General features: G+C 65.3%; 21 protein-coding genes. 6 read left to right on the top strand and 15 right to left on the bottom strand.

All coding sequences use genetic code 11. The features are described 5' to 3' along the window. Positions 1 to 276 precede the first annotated feature (276 nt). The 6 genes from EKK97_RS00820 to EKK97_RS00800 are packed head-to-tail and all read right to left on the bottom strand — an operon-like array spanning position 277 to position 5,023. Positions 277 to 1,041 carry a Crp/Fnr family transcriptional regulator gene (locus tag EKK97_RS00820; protein WP_159548018.1) on the bottom strand — a complete coding sequence of 255 codons (765 nt, stop codon included), beginning with the start codon at positions 1,039 to 1,041 and terminating at the stop codon, positions 277 to 279. Further along, positions 1,038 to 1,955, bottom strand: a complete 918-nt coding sequence (ccmI, locus tag EKK97_RS00815; RefSeq protein ID WP_159548016.1) for a c-type cytochrome biogenesis protein CcmI — start codon at positions 1,953 to 1,955, stop codon at positions 1,038 to 1,040. Before ccmI ends, EKK97_RS00820 begins: the two co-directional genes overlap by 4 nt. After that, a complete protein-coding gene (locus EKK97_RS00810) occupies positions 1,952 to 2,452 on the bottom strand; it encodes a cytochrome c-type biogenesis protein (protein WP_234287015.1) in 501 nt (166 codons plus the stop codon). Before EKK97_RS00810 ends, ccmI begins: the two co-directional genes overlap by 4 nt. Further along, on the bottom strand, positions 2,449 to 2,589 hold the full coding sequence (locus EKK97_RS23515; RefSeq protein ID WP_201296980.1) for a hypothetical protein: 141 nt from the start codon (positions 2,587 to 2,589) through the stop codon (positions 2,449 to 2,451). Before EKK97_RS23515 ends, EKK97_RS00810 begins: the two co-directional genes overlap by 4 nt. After that, entirely contained in the window at positions 2,586 to 3,026 is a 441-nt protein-coding gene (locus tag EKK97_RS00805; protein WP_201296979.1) for a DsbE family thiol:disulfide interchange protein, read from the bottom strand. Before EKK97_RS00805 ends, EKK97_RS23515 begins: the two co-directional genes overlap by 4 nt. Further along, positions 3,026 to 5,023 (bottom strand): heme lyase CcmF/NrfE family subunit, encoded by a 1,998-nt coding sequence (locus EKK97_RS00800; RefSeq protein WP_159548014.1) that lies wholly within the window; start codon positions 5,021 to 5,023, stop codon positions 3,026 to 3,028. The genes EKK97_RS00805 and EKK97_RS00800 overlap by 1 nt, the downstream gene beginning before the upstream one ends. A gap of 448 nt (positions 5,024 to 5,471) precedes the next feature. Between EKK97_RS00800 and EKK97_RS00795 the strand changes: the two genes are divergently transcribed. Continuing rightward, a complete protein-coding gene (locus tag EKK97_RS00795; protein WP_276574609.1) occupies positions 5,472 to 5,993 on the top strand; it encodes a peptidylprolyl isomerase in 522 nt (173 codons plus the stop codon). Between the two features lie 73 nt (positions 5,994 to 6,066). On the opposite strand, the gene EKK97_RS00790 is transcribed toward EKK97_RS00795, so the two are convergent. Both EKK97_RS00790 and hemE read right to left on the bottom strand, forming a co-directional pair. After that, positions 6,067 to 6,456 (bottom strand): VanZ family protein, encoded by a 390-nt coding sequence (locus EKK97_RS00790; protein ID WP_159548012.1) that lies wholly within the window; start codon positions 6,454 to 6,456, stop codon positions 6,067 to 6,069. After that, a complete protein-coding gene (hemE, locus tag EKK97_RS00785; RefSeq protein WP_159548010.1) occupies positions 6,449 to 7,531 on the bottom strand; it encodes a uroporphyrinogen decarboxylase in 1,083 nt (360 codons plus the stop codon). The genes EKK97_RS00790 and hemE overlap by 8 nt, the downstream gene beginning before the upstream one ends. A gap of 168 nt (positions 7,532 to 7,699) precedes the next feature. On the opposite strand from hemE, the gene ribA reads away from it, so the two are divergent. The 4 genes from ribA (at position 7,700) to EKK97_RS00765 (ending at position 10,921) form a co-directional block, all read left to right on the top strand. Continuing rightward, positions 7,700 to 8,335, top strand: coding sequence for a GTP cyclohydrolase II (gene ribA / locus EKK97_RS00780; RefSeq protein WP_159548008.1), 636 nt, complete (start codon positions 7,700 to 7,702; stop codon positions 8,333 to 8,335). Positions 8,336 to 8,373: 38 nt separating this feature from the next. After that, positions 8,374 to 9,048: a PAQR family membrane homeostasis protein TrhA gene (gene trhA, locus EKK97_RS00775; protein ID WP_159548006.1), complete on the top strand. Its 675-nt coding sequence runs from the start codon at positions 8,374 to 8,376 to the stop codon at positions 9,046 to 9,048. A gap of 428 nt (positions 9,049 to 9,476) precedes the next feature. Further along, positions 9,477 to 10,337, top strand: coding sequence for a dienelactone hydrolase family protein (locus tag EKK97_RS00770; protein ID WP_159548004.1), 861 nt, complete (start codon positions 9,477 to 9,479; stop codon positions 10,335 to 10,337). Positions 10,338 to 10,372: 35 nt separating this feature from the next. Next, complete coding sequence (locus EKK97_RS00765; protein WP_159548002.1) at positions 10,373 to 10,921, top strand: thioredoxin family protein; 549 nt, start codon at positions 10,373 to 10,375, stop codon at positions 10,919 to 10,921. A 40-nt stretch (positions 10,922 to 10,961) separates the two neighbouring features. On the opposite strand, the gene EKK97_RS00760 is transcribed toward EKK97_RS00765, so the two are convergent. From EKK97_RS00760 to EKK97_RS00745, 5 genes are read right to left on the bottom strand one after another with little or no spacing between them, the layout of a single operon-like run. Beyond that, entirely contained in the window at positions 10,962 to 11,825 is an 864-nt protein-coding gene (locus EKK97_RS00760) for a DUF6999 family protein (protein ID WP_159548000.1), read from the bottom strand. After that, a complete protein-coding gene (locus EKK97_RS00755) occupies positions 11,818 to 12,501 on the bottom strand; it encodes an iron-containing redox enzyme family protein (protein WP_159547998.1) in 684 nt (227 codons plus the stop codon). The genes EKK97_RS00760 and EKK97_RS00755 overlap by 8 nt, the downstream gene beginning before the upstream one ends. Positions 12,502 to 12,503: 2 nt before the next feature. Next, positions 12,504 to 12,764 (bottom strand): 3-oxoacyl-[acyl-carrier-protein] synthase III C-terminal domain-containing protein, encoded by a 261-nt coding sequence (locus tag EKK97_RS24135; protein WP_236551338.1) that lies wholly within the window; start codon positions 12,762 to 12,764, stop codon positions 12,504 to 12,506. Positions 12,765 to 12,802: 38 nt separating this feature from the next. After that, positions 12,803 to 13,603 (bottom strand): 3-oxoacyl-ACP synthase, encoded by an 801-nt coding sequence (locus EKK97_RS00750; RefSeq protein WP_236551337.1) that lies wholly within the window; start codon positions 13,601 to 13,603, stop codon positions 12,803 to 12,805. Then, positions 13,600 to 14,115 carry a diguanylate cyclase gene (locus EKK97_RS00745; protein WP_236551336.1) on the bottom strand — a complete coding sequence of 172 codons (516 nt, stop codon included), beginning with the start codon at positions 14,113 to 14,115 and terminating at the stop codon, positions 13,600 to 13,602. The genes EKK97_RS00750 and EKK97_RS00745 overlap by 4 nt, the downstream gene beginning before the upstream one ends. Before the next feature lie 282 nt (positions 14,116 to 14,397). Between EKK97_RS00745 and EKK97_RS00740 the strand changes: the two genes are divergently transcribed. Then, positions 14,398 to 15,672 carry an acyltransferase family protein gene (locus EKK97_RS00740; protein ID WP_277987347.1) on the top strand — a complete coding sequence of 425 codons (1,275 nt, stop codon included), beginning with the start codon at positions 14,398 to 14,400 and terminating at the stop codon, positions 15,670 to 15,672. A gap of 280 nt (positions 15,673 to 15,952) precedes the next feature. Here the strand turns inward: EKK97_RS00740 and EKK97_RS00735 are convergent, their stop codons facing one another. Both EKK97_RS00735 and EKK97_RS00730 read right to left on the bottom strand, forming a co-directional pair. Further along, on the bottom strand, positions 15,953 to 16,585 hold the full coding sequence (locus tag EKK97_RS00735) for a hypothetical protein (RefSeq protein WP_159547994.1): 633 nt from the start codon (positions 16,583 to 16,585) through the stop codon (positions 15,953 to 15,955). Between the two features lie 330 nt (positions 16,586 to 16,915). Next, positions 16,916 to 17,917, bottom strand: coding sequence for a hypothetical protein (locus EKK97_RS00730; protein WP_159547992.1), 1,002 nt, complete (start codon positions 17,915 to 17,917; stop codon positions 16,916 to 16,918). Between the last annotated feature and the right edge of the window lie 309 nt (positions 17,918 to 18,226).

Here is an 18,226-nt window from a genome sequence, read left to right as displayed (position 1 = left end):
GTGCCTCGCTTGGTTTCCCCTTCGGTTAGTGGCTGGCGGGTGCCCGGCATGACCTTTTCTTCTCCCGCTCAGCGTCCAGGTCCTTCAGCCACCCCCACCTGTCGCCATTAGTAGCAACTTTCCCTCACGCCTCACTTGACCACTGTCAATTGATGCATTCTGGAGTTGACTTATGTCAGAAGAGTGGGAAATTCATGCCCACTAGGGGCAAAGCCCGCTGGGCGGGCCGTATCGAGAGGGCTGCCGCGAAAGCGGCGAGAGGCGTTGGGCAGGAAACTAGCGACAGGGACGCAGCACGTTTCTCCGCGAGGCATTAATCGTCGCGCCCGGCAGCGGTGCGGAAAGTGCCTCCTCGGCGGTGTTGGCGAAGCGCCGCAGGGCGGCGATGTCCCCGACATGCACGCAGTTTCGCTCGCAGCTGACACCGACCTCCTTCAGCCGTGCCATGGCCCGGGAAAAACTCTCCGGCTTCATGCCCAACCGCCCGGCGATCAGCAACTTGTCGCAGGGCAGGCAGACACTGGCCGGGCCCTCCTCGTCGGGACACAGCGAGACGATGAAGGCCGCCAGGCGCTGGTAGGTGGGCTGCAGCGTGAGCTGGTCGAGCTGGCGTACCAGCGAGCGCAGCATGCCGGAGAGGTTGGCGAGCATGTTGAGTGCCAGGCCGTGGTTGCGCTCCAAGGTAGTGAGGAAGTGCTCGGCAGGGAAGAGCAGCAGCCGGGCATCCTCGGCCACCGCCGCATTGACCGGAAAGCCCAGGCGGTCGAACATCGCCGCCTCGGCGAAGGATTCGCCGCGGGTGAACAGCCCCACCATGCACTCGTTGCCGTCAGGGCTCTCGCGGAACAGCTTGATCCAGCCGCCGACCACCACGTAGAAGCGATCCGCCGGCTCGCCCTTGCTGAACAGCAGCGTGCCGCGACGATAGCAGCGCTCCAGGGCGCCCTCGGTCAGCAGCGCCAGGGTTTCTGTTTCCAGCCCCGAGAACAGGGGTACCTGGCGAACGGCCTGCAGGGCTTCATGGCTCAGCGGCGATTTCATGGGTTACCTCCTTGGTCTGCTCGTGTCACTCGGCTCTCGTCGTCGCGCGACAGCTGCATCAGATTGCCGCGGATCACCTCGGCTTCGGGCGTGCCCTCCGGCAGCACGCTGAAGAGACGCTCCCAGTAGTGGCGAGCTTCCTCATTCGCGCCCTCCACGTAGGCCCGCGAACCGGCCAGCCACAACCCCTGGACGTGATCGGGGTCGATGGCCAGGGCGCGCTCGATCAAGCGCTGGGGCTCGCCGCTCAGGCTGCCCTGGCGCTCGGCCAGGAGATCCGCATAGCGGGTCAGCAGGTCGGGATCGCGCTCGCCGCCATGGACCATGGCCTCGCGGAAGGCGCGCTCGGCGGCTTCCAGGTCGTTCAGGAATACCAGGGTGCGGCCCAGCAGGACCCAGCTCTCCAGGTCGGCCGGATCCTGCGCCAGGCGCCCCTGCAGCTGCCGGGCCAGATGCTGGAACTCACGCTGCAGATCGGCCTCCGAGGGCGGCTCGGCCTCGACGCTCGCCCCCGCCGGGGCCTGAGTGGCGAAGACCTCCTCCGCGTGGCCCACCGCGAGGTAGAGCCCGATCGCCATGAACGGCAGCAGCGCCACGCTGATACCGGCGGCCACCAGCGGCACGCGCCGAGGGCCGTGGTTTTCGTCACTCGGGCGCTCGTCGGCATCGACGGCGCCGCTGTCGAGCAGCTCACGCTCCAGATCGGTCAGGGCAGCGTCGTACTGGACCTGGGTCAGCGTGCCCGCGGCCAGATCCTGGTCCAGATCGCTCACCCGATCGCGGTGCACGGCCAGGTTGATTGCCCGCCGCGACTCGCTGTGCTCTCCGCGGGGAGCGCGCAGCAGGGGGAACACCACGAAGCCCAGTGCCACGCTGCACAGGCTCATGGCCAGCAACAGGAAGAGTCCGTTCATGGTGTTCTCCCGGTGTCTTCGGCCTGGCGCAGCCGGTCGAGCATGGCGCGCTCCTGGGCGGTGAAATCGGGGCGCTCGGCCATGCTTCGCCTGCCGACGACGATGCGCCACCACACCAGGACGCCGCCGAGCATGAGCAGGAAGGGGCTCGCCCACAGCAGCCAGGTGTTGGCCTGCAGCGGCGGCCGGTAGCGCACGTAGTCGCCGTAGCGCTGCACCATGAACGCAACGATGGCGTCGGCATCGTGCCCGGCCAGGGTCATGTCGTAGACCCGCCGACGCATGTCGGCGGCGAGTTCGGCATTGGATTCGTGGATGGTCTCGCTCTGGCAAACGGTGCAGCGTAGCTCGCGTACCAGGGTGTCGTACTGGCGCTTCTGGGCCTCGCTGGCGAACTCCAGCGGCTGGCCGATGGCCAGTGCCATGGCAAGTCCGGCGGGCAGCAGCCAGGCGAACAGCAGCCAGGCGAACCGTAGATAGAACATGCGCGGGATCATGATTGCGCCCCCCTCCTCGCCTCGTTCCTGTGCTGCTCTTCACGCAGCGTTTCCGCTCTTAGCTGCTCCACCAGCGGCAGCACTTCGTCGAGCAACAGCTGCCGCGTAAGCGGGCCGATGCGCTTGTAGCGAATCACCCCTCGGCATCGAGCACGTAGGTTTCCGGCGTGGCATAGACGCCCCAATCGATGCCGGCATCGCCCTTGGGGTCGTAGGCGATGGTGCGGTAGGGGTTGTCGCTGACGCTGAGATAGCGCAGCGCCGCCTCGCGCTCGTCGCGATAGTTGAAGGCGTGGATGGGAATGCCGCCGCGCGCCAGCTCCATCAGCAGCGGCTTCTCCGAGCGGCAGGTGCCGCACCAGGTGGCCCAGACGTTGACCAGCGCCACCTCGCCGATGAAGTCCTGCTCCGTGAGGAAGCGCTCGGCGTCTTCCAGGGATTCCAGCGTGAATGGCGGTGCCGGCTTGCCCACCAGCGGCGAGGGCAGGTCGCGGGAGTTCATGCCCAGGCCCACGAACAGCAGCCCCAGCAGGGCGGCCGTGGCCGCCAGCGGAATCAACATACGCAGTTTCATCAGCCTGCCACCTCCCGGGGCTGAGTGGCCGCAGGCTCGCGCTGCGGGCGGGTAACGCGGTGTCTGGCCAGGCGGTAACGCTTGTCGCACGCCGCCAGCAGCCCGCCCAGCGCCAGCAGGATGGCGCCGAACCACATCCAGGCCATGTAGGGCTTGTAGTAGAGCCGGAAGCTCCAGGCATCGCCCACCAGCCGTTCGCCCAGCGAGACGTAGACGTCGCGGGTGGCGGCACGGTGCAGCGAAGCCTGGTTCATCGGCATCTGGGCGTGTGTGGCGTAGTAGCGCCGCTGAGGCAGCAGCGTCGCCACCGCGCGGCCGGCGCGAGTCACCTGCACCACCGCCTGGTCGGCCTCCCAGTTGGGGCCGCGCACGGTTTCCATGCGCAGCAGGGTGAAATCGAAGCCCGCCGCCGAGGCGCTCTGGCCCGGCTCCAGGCGCACGTCACGCTCGACCTCGTAGGTGTTGACCATGGCGATCGCTACCACCACCAGCGCCAGCCCCACGTGGGCCAGGTGCATGCCGAGGAAGCTCGGCCGCATGACCTTGCGCAGCCGTGCGGGCAGCGGCTGTCGCGCCGAGCCCATGCGCTTCTTGATATCCAGCAGCGCGGTGAGCACGATCCAAGTGGCCAACATCAGCGCCAGCGCCGTCATCGGGCGCCAGGCGCCCAGGGTGAGCGGCCACAGCCCGCCCGCCAGCACGCTGACCGCCAGCACCCAGCGCAGCTGGCGGAGGGTTGCGCCGGGATCGGCCTGCTTCCACATCACCGCTGGGCCGAGGCCGACCAGCAGCAGCAGCGGCAACATCAGCGGAGCGAAGACGGCATCGAAGTAGGGCGGGCCCACCGAGATCTTGCCCAGGCCGAAGGCATCCAGGGCCAGCGGGTAGAGCGTGCCGATGAACACCGCCGCACAGGCCACCGTCAGCAGCACGTTGTTGGCCAGCAGCAGCGACTCGCGCGAGTACCAGGCGAAGGCACCGCCGAGGCCCACCCGTGGGGCTCGCCAGGCATAGAGCGTCAGCGAGCCGAGCAGGGTGATGCTGAGCATGCCCAGAATGAATACGCCGCGCTCCGGGTCAGTGGCGAAGGCATGCACCGAGGTGATCACCCCCGAGCGCACGATGAAGGCGCCGAGCACGGTCAGGGCGAAGGTGACGATCGCCAGCATCAGGGTCCATACCTTGAAGCCGCCGCGCTTCTCGGTCACCGCCAGGGAGTGCATCAGCGCGGTGGCGGTGAGCCACGGCAGGAAGGAGGCGTTCTCCACCGGATCCCAGAACCACCAGCCGCCCCAGCCCAGCTCGTAGTAGGCCCACCAGGCGCCCACCGCGATGCCCAGGGTGAGAAATACCCAGGCTACGGTTGTCCACGGGCGCGACCAACGCGCCCAGGCAGCATCGAGCCGGCCGCCGAGCAGCGCGGCCATGGCAAAGGCAAAGACTACCGCGGTGCCCACGTAACCCATGTAGAGCAGCGGTGGATGCAGGATCATACCCGGGTCCTGCAATAGCGGATTCATGCCGCGGCCGTCCATGGGACCCGGCACGATGCGCTCGAAGGGATTGGAGGTGAACAGCGTGAAGGCGATGAAGCCCACGCCGACCATGCCCAGCACGGCCAGTATTCGGGCCAGCATCTCGCGTGGCAGCGAGTGGCTGAAGCAGGCCACGGCCGCTCCCCAGGCTGCCAGGGTGAACACCCACAGCAGCAGCGAGCCCTCGTGTCCGCCCCACACCGCCGTGATCCTGTAGATCAGCGGCTGGCCCAGGCTCGAGTGGCTGGCCACGTAGCGTACCGTGAAATCGCTGGCGACGAAGGCCCAGGTCAGTACGGCAAACGAGAGCGAGAGAAAGACGAACTGGCCGGCGGCGAGGAAGCGTCCGCTGCGCATCAGCCGGATGTCGCCGAGCCGGGCGCCTACCAGCGGCAGCAGGCTCTGGGCCAGCGCCAGGCACAGCGCCAGGACCAAGGCAAAGTTTCCGAGTTCCGCCACCATGGGCTGGCACCTCCCGCCTCGCCGGCTGCGGCGCAGGCGCCTGCCGGTCACTGTGTCAGGTCGTGGCCGGGGCGAACGGGTCGGAGAGATGAGAAACGAGGCTGCCTCGGCCGGCATGGATGCATCGTCCGACCAACGCGGTTAAATATCCATACCCGATACTTCTTTTCCCAGGCGGGTTGTGATCCACGTCAAAGTATCCGGCGTGGCGGGATGTCGCGCCCCGGATCGCGCGACGAAAGCCTGACAGCGAGTGCGTCTGGACGTAAGCTAGCAGCCTGTCGAACTTCACACTGATCTGCTACGAAACCCGACTTTCTCGCGACGATCGGTCAAGCCCGACAGGCTGCTAGGCACCCATTTTCCTCGCCGCACACCATCACGAACAACAGGAGCTCCCGTGCTGAAGCGAACCCTGATCTCCCTGCTCGCCGCCGCCAGCCTGCCGCTGGCCGCCGCCCATGCCAACGCCGCCGACGTGGTGCTTCACACCAACCACGGCCCCATCGCCATCGAGCTGTTCCACGAGCAGGCCCCCAAGAGCGTAGAGAACTTCCTCACCTACGTGCAGGAAGGCCACTACGACGGCACCCTGTTCCATCGCGTGATCGACGGCTTCATGATCCAGGGCGGCGGCTTCGATCAGGACTTCCGCCAGAAGCCGACCCGGGCGCCGATCAGCAACGAGGCCGACAACGGCCTGCGCAACGAGCGTGGCACCCTGGCCATGGCGCGTACCGGCGACCCGCACTCGGCCACCGCGCAGTTCTTCATCAACGTCAACGACAACGGCTTCCTCAACCATCAGGGCACCCACTCCGGCCAGGCCTGGGGCTATGCGGTGTTCGGACGCGTAGTGGAAGGCATGAACGTGGTCGACGCCATCAAGCGGGTGCCCACCGGCAGCCGCGGCCCGTTCCAGGACGTGCCGCGCGAGGCGGTGATCATCGAGCGCGCGGAAGTGCAGTAGGCAACCCCCTCCCAGACACGACGACGCCCGCCATCGGTCGATGGCGGGCGTCGTCGTATGGGCGTTCGGTGCCCTACGGCCGCAGCCAATAGCGCCTGATACCAGCCAGCACCAGCACCGCTGTCGCCGCGCCCAGGGTATTGGCCAGGATATCGGCCCAGTCGCCGCCGCTGCGCCCCGGCACGGGAATCTGCAGGTATTCGATGCAGATGCCGTAGAGCGCCACCGCGATGAAGGCCCGCACCAGCGGCAGCCCGGCCAAGCCGGCCAGACCCGCCAGGCCGGCGTAGCCGACGAAGTGGTTGAACTTGTCCCACGGCAGGTTGGTGGGCATCTCGCTGCCGGGAGTCAGGCTACCGATGGCGATGACCACGGCCGCCAGCACGGCCAGCGCCGCCCATAAGCGCTGGCGCTTTCTCCCCTCACTCCAGGCCAACCGCCGCAGCCAGCGAGCCTCAGGCATTCTGATGCTGGATGGCACGGTGATAACGCGGGCTCAGCTCGTGCAGCGCCTCCATGAAGGCGGTAACGTTGTCCGGGTTGGTGAACTGGCTGATGCCATGACCCAGGTTGAACACGTGCCCCGGCCCGTGGCCGTAGCTGTCGAGAATGCGGCCCACCTCGGCGCGAATGGCCGCCGGCCGCGCAAACAGCACGTTGGGATCGAGGTTGCCCTGCAGCGCCACCTTGTGGCCCACCCGAGCACGGGCGTCGGACAGCTCGGTGGTCCAGTCGATGCCCACCGCATCCGGCCCTGCCAGAGCGATGTCTTCGAGCCACTGGCCGCCGTTCTTGGTGAACAGGATGACCGGCACGCGACGCCCATCGTGCTCGTGGATCAGCCCGGCGACGATCTGCTCCATGTAGCGCAGCGAGAACTCCAGGTAGGCCGGCGTGGAGAGCGCACCGCCCCAGGTGTCGAAGATCTGCACCGCCTGGGCGCCGGCACGTATCTGGGCGTTCAGGTAGTCGGTCACCGCGCTGGCCAGCGTATCGAGCAGGTCGTGCATCACGCTGGGCGTGTCGTAGAGCATGGTCTTCACATGCCGGAAGTCCTTGCTCGAGCCGCCTTCCACCATGTAGGTGGCCAGAGTCCAGGGGCTGCCCGAGAAGCCGATCAGCGGAACGCGACCGTTAAGCTCGCGACGAATGGTCGCAACCGCGCGCATCACGTAGTCCAGGTCGCGCTCGGCATTGGGCACCGTGAGCGCCGCGACCTCTTCGGCCGTACGCACCGGCTTGCGGAACTTGGGCCCCTCGCCGGTCTCGAAGTAGAGCCCCAGCCCCATCGCGTCGGGAATGGTGAGGATATCGGAGAACAGGATCGCGGCATCCAGCGGATAGCGCTCCAGCGGCTGCAGCGTCACCTCGCAGGCCAGCTCGTGGTTGCGGCACAGGTCCATGAAATTGCCGGCTTCGGCACGGCTGGCGCGGTACTCGGGCAGGTAGCGGCCGGCCTGTCGCATCATCCATACCGGGGTGCGATCCACCGGCTGACGCATCAGGGCACGCAGGAAGCGATCGTTCTTGAGATCCATGCAGGCAGTCTTCCACAGGAAATGTCGGTCCATTGTAGCGCAACATGTTTCGCGCGGCTTGACCCGGGCCAAGTTCGGTAACGCCGTACATTCGTGAGCCAGGCCTGCGTTCCTGCTAGAATGCGGGATTCACTTCCGGCATCGCCGTGGTCTTGACCGAGGTACCCCGTGACCATTCGATTCATCGCCGCCTCCCGGCTGCCCACTCCCTGGGCCACCTTCACCATGCATGGTTTCGAGGACGAAGCCACCGGCAAGGATCACATCGCCCTGACGCTGGGCGACGTGGCCGACGGCGAGCCGGTACTCGGCCGGGTGCATTCGGAGTGCCTGACCGGTGATGCGCTGTTCTCGATGCGCTGCGATTGCGGCTACCAGCTTCAGGAAGCCCTCAAGCGCATCGCCGACGAAGGGCGCGGCGTACTGCTCTACCTGCGCCAGGAAGGCCGCGGCATCGGCCTGCTCAATAAGATCCGCGCCTACCACCTGCAGGATCAGGGCGCCGACACCGTGGAAGCCAACGAACGGCTCGGCTTTGGCGCCGACCTGCGCCGCTACGACCTCTGCGTGCCGATGCTCGAGCATCTGGGCATCAACGGCCTGCGCCTGATGACCAACAATCCGCGCAAGGTCGACGCCCTGACCCAGGCCGGCGTCACCATTGCGGAACGCGTGCCGCTGACCACGGGTCTCAATCCTCATAACGAGCACTATCTCTCCACCAAGGCCGGCAAGCTTGGTCACATGATGGCGCTGGGCGACTTCACCCAGGCCGGCGACGTGGATATCGAACGCAAGCCCTGAGCGTAAAGGCATCGGGGCGCCCTGACGGACACGACCCCATGCCACCCATACGATACCCAGTCGGCCAGCGTCATCACCTCATCGAGGAGTTGCTCAACAGCATCAGCCACGGCATCGGCGCGGCGCTGAGTCTGGCCGGTGTGGTCGTACTGCTGGTACTGGCCAGCATGGCCGCCCATGTCGACCCGTGGAAGATCGTCGGCATCAGCCTCTACGGCATCACCTTGGTGCTGCTTTATACCGCCTCGACGCTCTACCACGGCGTGCGCCATCCGCGGCTCAAGCGCATGTTCCAGCAGTTGGACCACTGCGCCATCTACCTGCTGATCGCCGGTACCTACACGCCCTTCCTGCTGGTCAACATGCGTAGCCCCACCGGCTGGACGCTGTTCGCCATCGTCTGGGGCCTGGCGCTTGCCGGCATCGCCTGCAAGCTGGCCTGGCCCCACCGCTTCGGCGCACTGCGCGTGGCGATCTACCTGATCATGGGCTGGCTGATCGTGTTCGCCGGCGGCGAGCTGAGCGCCAGCCTGCCCACCGCCGGTATCGCCCTGCTCACCGCCGGCGGCATCACCTACACCCTGGGTGTGATCTTCTTCGCCATCAGCGCGATTCCCTTCAACCACGCCATCTGGCATTTGTTCGTGCTCGGCGGCAGTACCTGCCACTACTTCGCGGTGTACGCCGCGGTACTGCCATTCGGGGTGAGATGACCTCTGGGCATCGCCATCGCACCTCCGCGAAGTAAGAAATGACTTACAAGGCGTGTAGGCAATTTCCTACATGAATTCTTGCCGCAGGTTAACGCCAACCAAGCATTCGGTTGGCAAAGTGGCACTGTACCTGAGCACGGAGGCTCAGCCAGGGACGACGAGTCAGGAAGACTCAGCTATCCAGGGATGCTCGAGCGGTAGGGAGGCTCGAGGAGGATGTAAGGAAGCGAAGATCCAGCCCGGCCGCAAGGCCGGGCTTTTCGTTGGGCCGCCGCCACGGCGTTAGCGGCAGATACACCAGCCCAACCCGAAGGATTCAGGCCAGGGCAGTATACGCGGGCTTCCGAGGGCAGCTATGTTAATAAAGGGTGACTCACGCCCTCTGTCTCCTAGACCTGACCAAGAAAAACGAGCAAGGAGAGCTTCGCATGCGCCCATTATTCATGCTCTTGTGCCTGATCGCAGGGTTGATGACAGGCTCGGCCATGGCCCAGGAAGGCAGCCTACCGACAGGGGCTGACCCTGAGTCCGAGCCGGAACGCATCACCTCGTGGGGGCCTCGCGTCGAAGGCGAGACGTTCGAGTATTCGACCGGTGGCCAAACCTATCAGGGATACCTGGCGCGCAACGTCAACGACAATAGGCCCCGGCCGGCCGTCCTGGTGGTGCACGAGTGGTGGGGGCTCGACAGTTATGCCCGCGCACGTGCCGACCAGCTCGCCGCGCTGGGCTTCGTTGCATTGGCCGTGGACATGTACGGCGACGGCCAGGTCGCCACGCACCCCGATCAAGCGGGCGAGTTCTCCTCACAGGTCATGCAGGATTGGCCAGCCGCACGCGCCCGCTTCGAAGCGGCAATGTCCCAGCTGCGCCAGCATCCTGCCGTGGCGGATACCGGCATGGCGGCCCTCGGCTACTGCTTTGGCGGCAGCGTGATCATGAACATGGCATTGTCCGGCATGCCGCTCGAGGCCGTCATCAGCTTTCACGGCGCCCCCATCCAGGCGGCCTCCGCACGCGGGGGATTCAACGGTGCCGTGCAGATCCACAACGGTGGCGCGGATTCGCTCGTCGAACGTGGCGACCTATCGGCCATGGCGCGTGCGCTCGAGGCACAGGGGGCCGACGTCGATGTCATCACTTATCCCCAGGCCCTCCATGGCTTCACGAATCCCGGTGCCGGCGCGCTGGCCGAGGAATTCGGCCTGCCCCTCGGCTACAACGCCGCCGCCGACGCCTCCTCCTGGCAGGCAGCGCTGCTGTTGTTGGACAGAACCCTCAACCAATGAACTCTCGGCATCAATGAACGGGAGGCTTCGCATCCATGTCACTGACGCCTTCGAACATGATGGAACTGGGCAGTCCCTTGCCGGCATTCCGCTTGCCCGACCCACACGGCGTGGAAGTCGACAGCAAGCAGTTCCATGATATGCCCCTGCTGGTGGTCTTCATCTGCAATCACTGCCCCTTCGTGAAACACATCGCCGATGCCTTCGCCGATTTCGCTCGCGAGTACGGAGACCGGGGCCTGGCGGTGGTGGCCATCAACAGCAACGACTTTAAAGCGCACCCGGACGACCGCCCCGAGCGCATGGTCGAAGAAGCCCAGGCACGCGGTTACTCCTTTCCCTATCTAGTGGACGAATCCCAGGAAGTGGCCCGCGCCTTCCAGGCCGCCTGCACGCCGGACTTCTTTCTCTACGACCGGAACCATCGACTGGCCTACCGCGGCCAATTCGACGACAGCCGCCCCAGCAAGGAGACACCGGTAACCGGCAAGGACCTGCGTGCCGCCGCGGATGCGGTACTGGCCGATCAGGCACCGGATGCCAAGCAGATGCCTTCCATGGGCTGCAACATCAAGTGGAAATGAAGCGCCCAAGATATTGCACCTGACTTGCTACAGGTTAAGGCTAGGGGCGCGGCTTGCTTGCCACCGACGCCAGCCTGAGCCGCTCCAGCCGGGCGTAGAGGTACTCGGTGAAGAAGCCGTGCATCAGGAAGCGCTGGCTCAGGTTCCACGGCCCGACCAGGTAGTGCGGGTACTTGTTGTAGGCCATCTCGGCCAGGGTCGGGTCGCCGATCAACTGGCCGACGCGGATGGCGATGGACTGGTCGAGGTTGAAGCCATTGATCGCGTCGCGGTACTCCTCGCGGGTCAGCAGCAGGCAGAACAGGCACATGAACAGCGCATGGGCGCTCTCGAAATCGAGCACCTGGGTGCGCCTGCGCGGCAGCTCGAAGTCGCTCTCTGCCAACGGACGCCAATGCGCCCAACTGATCGCCTGCGGCGCCAGGGGGGCCGGGCGCTGCCGCCAGAGGCCCATCTCCTCGATCGCCCGGAACAGCTCCTGATCGTGCTTGACGAAGCTGGCGTCGAGCATGTCCTCAATGCGGCTCGGATAGAGCGTGAGCGGCTCCACCGAGACCTCCGGGCAGTTGTCGATGAGGAAGTTGAGGATGTTGGACTCGGTGGCGAAGTGACGCAGGATCAATTGATTGGCGCTAGGGCTGACGAAGTGGGTGCAGAACCAGCAGATCAACCGCTGCAGCAGGCCGTGAGCGCGAAACTGTGGCAGCGGCAGGCGCTTCACGAACCAGATCAGATGCAGCAGCATCGCCAGCAGGAACTGCAGCAGCGGGCGCAGCGACCAGCGCGTCGGGCTCTCGATGTCGTTCAGCCACAGCCGCACCGCCTCGGGCTGGATGGGCAGCGAATCGTCGAATTCCAGCGCACGAAGAAAGGGGCTGCGGGGCCTTCGCCTGCTGTCAGCCATGGTCGACCTCCTCCAGTTGCAGGGCATAGAGCCGCGCCACCACCCGCGCGGTACGCAGGATCGACTTCTGGTCTTCCGGCGTGAGGCAGACCCGGTCGATCAGCGAGTAGAGCTTGTCCAGGTGGGCGTCGTCGTTCTCGCCGTGGTAGCGCATGAAGCAGGTGTAGCGGCCATCGCCACCGGTGGCCTCGTCGATCCGCCGCGCCCAGTCGCTGGCCATCTTCTGCCCCAACCCTTCGATGATCCACATGGCGCCGATCAAATCCACCGGGTTGGGCTGGCTGGCGCGATACATCATGAAGGCGTGCAGCGCCTCGCTGCCGGCGTTGCGTCGGCCGGCGCGGATCTCCTCCAGCGCACCGCCCGCCGCCACGAAGTCCGCCTCCAGCATCTCGTAGTCGCGATGCTCCTCCTTGGCGTGACCGATCACTTCCGAGCGCACGTCGGCGTAGTCGCGCTCGAAGCTGGAGGCACCGCGAGTGATCCAACGCGCGCCCTCGATCACCTGCTGGCGCAGGTGCAGCAGCAGGTTGCGGTAATCCTCGCGGGTGAACCTGCCGCGCTCCAGGCGCTGGATGATCGGCACCCGCCCCAGCTGGCGCTCGAAGTCGAACCACACACGCATCAACCCTTGCAGGCACTCCTGGCCCAACTGGGTGGTGACCTTGCTTTCCATGGTTACTCCTCCACGACCGTGAGCTGCATGTAGACGTTATTGAAGCGACCGCTCTCCGGCACCATGCACAGGATGGTGTCACCGGCTCGATGACTCTGGGTGCGCCGGAACTCGTCGAGCATGATGAACATCGAGGCGCAGCCGGTGTTACCGCGGGTATAGAGATTGGTGTACCACTTCTCCTCGGGGATGGCCGCGCCGGCCTGGATCAACATGTCGAAGATCTTGCCGCGAAAGTAGTGCGACGAGTAATGGCACAGCACGTGGTCGATCCGCCCTACCTCGACCCGTCCCTCGTCGATCAGCCGCAGCAGGCCGTCCCCCCCAGCTTGACGATGTTGTCGAGCAGGCGAACGTCCTGACGGATCAGCAGGGCGCCGGCGGCCTCCGCCTCGGCGTAGGTGGCGAAGTCCTGCCAGCTGCGCCCATCGCTTTCGGCGCGGCCGACGCTCATGCACACCGGGTAGGCGTCGGCGTGGGAGAAGCCGCGAATCCAGTCGATGCGGAAGCAGCGCCGGCGCGGCTCGTTTTCCAGCAGCAGCGCCCCGGCGCCGTCCGACAGCATCCAGCGCAGGAACTCGGCATTGAAGTCGATCTCCTGCGCCACCACCTCGTAGCGGCTGGCCTTGAACAGCCGCGAGGCCAGCTCGCTGGCGATCACCAGGGCATTGTCGTGCTCGCCGGCCTTGAGCCCGGTGTAGGCCGCCTTGAGCGCCATCATGCTGCTCGAGCAGATGCCGTGACTGCTGTGCAGCTCGACATCGGCCACACCCAGCTCGGCCTGGACCATGCTGCCGAATCCCGGCAGCACCAGGTCGCCCTGGCTGGTGGCCACGCTGAGCATCTCGAGCCGCGACTTGTCCAGGTAGCTGTCGTCGAGGCAGGCCCGGCCCGCCCGGGCGGCCATCTCGCCGTTGCTGATCAGGGTGTTGTGCTCGGCATCGATGGCGTAATGGCGCTGGCATATGCCGTTGGACTGCAGGATGCGGCGCTTGAGCCGGCTCGGTTTGCCGTGCACCAGGCCGAGCACCGCCTCGATCCGCTCGTTGTCCACCGGCTCGCCAGGCAGGTAGTGGCCAGTACTGGTGATATAGACGCTCACGCCGGCTCTCCTCTGTGCTTCAGGTAATACCGCAGGCAGCGCAGGTTCTCCTCCAGATAGGGAAATACGCACAGCAGTGCCATGAAGGTCAGGTAGTAGGGCAGGTAGCGCTCGCCGCCGTGTGGCACCTCGACGGGAATCAGCCGCATCTGCCCGGCCCAGTTGAGGGAGACGAGGTCGATCACCACCGGCCAGTTGATCACCATGATCATCGCCAGCATGTAGAACGGCAGGCTGGCCAGGTAGCTGTGTGCGTGCATCTCCCAGATGCTGATGTGACGCCGGGGAGCGGCGTAGTGCACGTCCCAGTGAGCCACTGCCTCGTGCAGTACCCAGGCCAGCAGGCAGATCAGCAGCACCAGCACGTTGATGCGGTAGAGCAGGCACATGAGGATGGGGATGCCCACCTGAATACCCATCGCCGAGTGCATCAAGGTCTCCTTCAGCCCCGAGGTCTCCTCGATGTGCGTGGCACGGTGACAGCACCAGTCGACGAAGCCGGCAATTCCCATAGCGGCAGGAAAACGTACAGCAGGACATGGACCAACAGCGTGTGGGTATCCATGGCGATTTCCTCTGTTCAGCGACTCTCACGGCGTTCTTGCAAGGCGCTTACGTTTCATGGATGATGTTAGGAAACACTGTTCGATAACTAATATCCACCAGGCATATACCATTTGCAAGCGCCAAATCGAATGGGAACGAGACACCATGAAACAAGCAACCCACAGGCGAGGCCCGGCTTCGGATAGCACAGCCACACCGCAGCCAGCTCGGGATCGCTACCCGATGCCCTGCGTGCCGGCGCGCTGCTGGTGGTGGTATTCGGCCACTGGATCGCCACCCTGCCACGGCTGGAAAACGGCCTGATGACCACCACCGATCATCTGCTGCTGGTGTGGACCGGCGCCGGGGTGCTCACCTGGCTGCTGCAGGTGGTGCCGCTGTTCATCTTCGTCTCGGCCGCGGTCAGCGCCGACGGCGCCCAGCGTCGGCTGGATCAGGGCCAGCGCCAGCTGCACTGGTGGGCGGGCCGGGCACTGGGCCTGGCCCGCCCCACCGTCACCTACCTGGCGGTGCTGGTGGCCTTCGTCCTGCTGGCGGCCTACACCGGCGGACGCCTGCTCGGCCCGCTCAACCACTCGCTCACCGTACACCTCTGGTTCCTGATGATGCTGCTGGGCGTGCAGGCCCTGCTGCCGCTGAGCGTGTGGGCCGACAACCGCTGGGGGCTCAAGGCCGTGGCAGGGCTGCTGCTGATCGCCGCCGCCGTGGACCTGCTGCGCGCCGGCATTAGCACTCCCGGCGAGCTGCTGGAGCTGGGCACTCGCGTCACCGCCAACGGTGGCGGCATCGGTTGGCTCAACGCCGCGGTGGTCTGGCTGCTGCCGCAGCAGCTCGGCATCGCCTGGAAGCGCGGCCGCTTCTCGGGCCTGGGCTGCGGCCTCGCCCTGCTGCTGCTCGGGCTTCTGTGGCTGGCCGCCGCCGTGGCCTCCGGCTACCCCGTGGCCATGGTCGACGGTGCCTTCGGCGTGCCCAGCAACCTGCTGCCGCCCACCCTGGCGCTGGTCGGCGTGATGTGGATTCAGGTAGGCGCCGCGCTGACCTTCGAAGCCCCCGTGCGCCGCCTGCTGGAGCGCCGCCGAATCGACCGGACGGTGACGATCCTCGGCGCCCTGGGCATGCCGCTCTACCTCTGGCACAAGCTCGCCGAACTGCCGGCCGCCTGGCTGGGCGAGCGCCTGGGCCTGCCCATCGACGCCGGCATACCGGGCGAGGTGGGCTTCTGGCTCGGCCGCCTGTGGTGGATTGCGCTGTGCATCGTGGCCGTCGCCCCCGTGATGATCGCGGTGGTGACCTTCGAGATGCGCCGCAAGCGCGACGTGGTTTCCGCCACCGCCGCACCGGCTATCTTCGCCGGCGGCGCGGCGCTGCTCGGCGGCATCGTCGCCAGCCTGGCGCTCGGCGCCCTGCCCGGCGCCATCTTCGGCCTGACCGGCGTCGCGGCCGCTTCCTGGCTGCTGCGCGTCCATCCGCAGCCGGGAGGTGCGACACAGCGCCACGCCTGACCAACCCCACAAATGCCGAATCGACACGGGCAAGATGCTACCGGCGACTCGGAAGACGATTTTCTACCTTCTCCTTGCTACAGGTTAAGGCCGAGGGCACTTCGAGTTGGCAAAGTGAAGGCGTACTGGGCACGGAGGCTCAGCCAGGGACGACCGAGTCAGGAAGACTCGATATCCAAGGATGCTCGGGGTGGAAGGATGCCCGAGGAGGATGTAAGGAAGCGAAGATCCAGCCCGGCCGCAAGGCCGGGCTTTTTGTTGCTGGCACCTATTCGTCTCACTACTGAGGTAAAGAAGCTTCCGATATCACTGCATCATCACCCTGCCGCAGTAGGCGCTGCAACTTGGCACGGCCTAGCGCCGTCATCATGGGAAGCACCAGCAGGCTCGCAGGTGCCGTAGGCAAGGCTCCAATGCCCAGGCATGCCAGGCCAGGAATTGCCCATGCCTCGTTGCCTTCCTTATAGGCGTGCGCCATCAACGCCACCCCAAGCAGCGTGCAAGCGATACAGGCTAGAAGGATCAGAAACAGGACCGGCATATAGTTTTGGCTGGAATAAAGGAACCCGACAACAGCCACCAGGACTGCATACGCACAAACGCCGATGGCACCTAGATCATAGGTGACGTCTTGCTGACCGACACCCTCCTCCTTGAGACAGGCCAGTAGCGGTGCATCGAGGCTCCCAGCCTTCTTGAGGTGCACGATTCCTTCCTTCCCATTCATGCCAAAGAACATTTTTCCCTTGGCATTTCGAATTTCACCAAGAGCTGCCTTTTCTGCATCGCTTGTCTTACGCCCACTCTTGGTTCTCAGCAGCAGCGCAATCGAATCGTCATGCTCGCGCAACTGATGGTAGAGACGTGTGATGAATTGGATGTCGAAGGAGGTCTTGAAACTGATTGGCAGCATTTCACTATCCCTGTCGTTGGTAACATTATGGCTGCATCGATGGGCTCGCAGCCTCGCTTATAGAGCATGAAACTTCACGGGCAAATAATTAGCTTTGCCTTATAAGTTCACGCTACCGCCGGGGCAGACGCTCAGGCGCCTTCCCTGCTTTCGTCGTTTTCCGCCCCGCTGCGCGATTTCAGGCAACAGCGGGGCCAGGGCCTCCCCATAAAGGCCCAGTTATTGGCTCATTCGCTACGGCTTAGCGAAGACGGATATTCTTGCGGTACTTCTCTTCCTGGATCTTCTTCACGCTGGCTTCGTCCATGCCAAGCCAGCCCCTTTCTGGTATCAGCCTGAGTGGGCGGCAAAGGGCACGCTGGGATAGGCTGCCTTCGGCGTCTCGCCGGCACTTGGGTGCCCGAAGCGTTCCTCAACCGGCCCGAGATCGAGGAAAGTCTCGCCACGCTCGTAGGCGGCCTCTACCTGACGGGTCAGTTCGGTGAGTGCCGCCGAGGGCCTGGCCCATTGGGATTCGGGAAGCGGTTGGGACCACTCCTGTAACCAGCCCTTGGGGCTGGCCTTGGGCAGCACATGCTTGGCGCGGTACTCGGTGTACCAGCTGGCGAAGTAGGCCAGTTCCATCCAGCACTTGAGGCGGTAGCGCCAGAACGGCTTGCCCTCCCGCTCATGGCGCTTCCGTTGCCGGGCCATCTCTTCCTTGTACCAGGCCACGCTATAGTCGTCGGCGCGTTCGGGTGTCGCCTCGGGGCCCTCTTCCATGTAGCGACGGATCAGCTCCCATTGCATCATCGCCATCTGCAAGCCGGTCATGCCGGCCGAGACACCGGCACCGGCCAGGCTATAGCCCGGCCGCTCGGGGTCCGGCGGCAGGATGTGCAGTTCCCAGCCCAGCCCCGCCGGCCCACCGACGGTGACGGCCATGTTTCGGGTCGCCACCGCCACCACGTCTTCCCAGGGAACGAAGACGGTCTCCTTGCGCCAGCCGGCCAGGCGCCGCACCCAGCGGTAGAAGAGGACATAACCGATGGCCAGGGCGGGGGAGATGATCAGGTGAACAGTCGCCATCAGCGCAATGCCCTGGCGATCTAACATATGCATCTCGCCTCCGCGTCCACCGAGACTGACCAGCGTGAACATGCCACTCATGGAAAACAGGGCAAACCAGAAGCCGTACATCAGGTGCGCGCTGGGGGCCGGCAGAAAGACCTTCCGCCCAGGGCGTTCCACCACGAAGGCCACCTCGCGGCGCTGGCGGTGAAAGCGTACCGGGGCGGTACCGCGAAGCCAGAGATCGGGAATAATGAGCAAGGCGCCAAAAAACAAGAGCATCGCATAGCCCCCCCCCCCAGATACCCAGCGCATCCCCCAGGTAAAGCCGCCATAAAAGACCATAAAGACAGCTGAGGCCCAGACAAAAATAAAAAACAGCACCATCCCAACTGCCGCCCCCCCCAGGCCAGCATGCCGTTACGACTGACGTTATGCAGCAGGTCCAGCGTCGCCTCGTCGCGGCGATGGACCAGCCGGCCAATATCTGCCCCGCCGCCCGCCGTGGGCCCCAGGGGGACGGGTCGGGGGCTCAGACTATAGAGCTCGTTGGGGCCGCGTGTCAGATGCTCGCCAGCGCGCAGCGCCATG

The organism is Billgrantia tianxiuensis (genome assembly GCF_009834345.1).
In the GTDB taxonomy this organism is placed as follows: Bacteria; Pseudomonadota; Gammaproteobacteria; order Pseudomonadales; family Halomonadaceae; genus Halomonas; species Halomonas tianxiuensis.
Note: the sequence above shows the minus strand (reverse complement) of the source record. Positions and strands in the feature narration are given on the sequence as shown.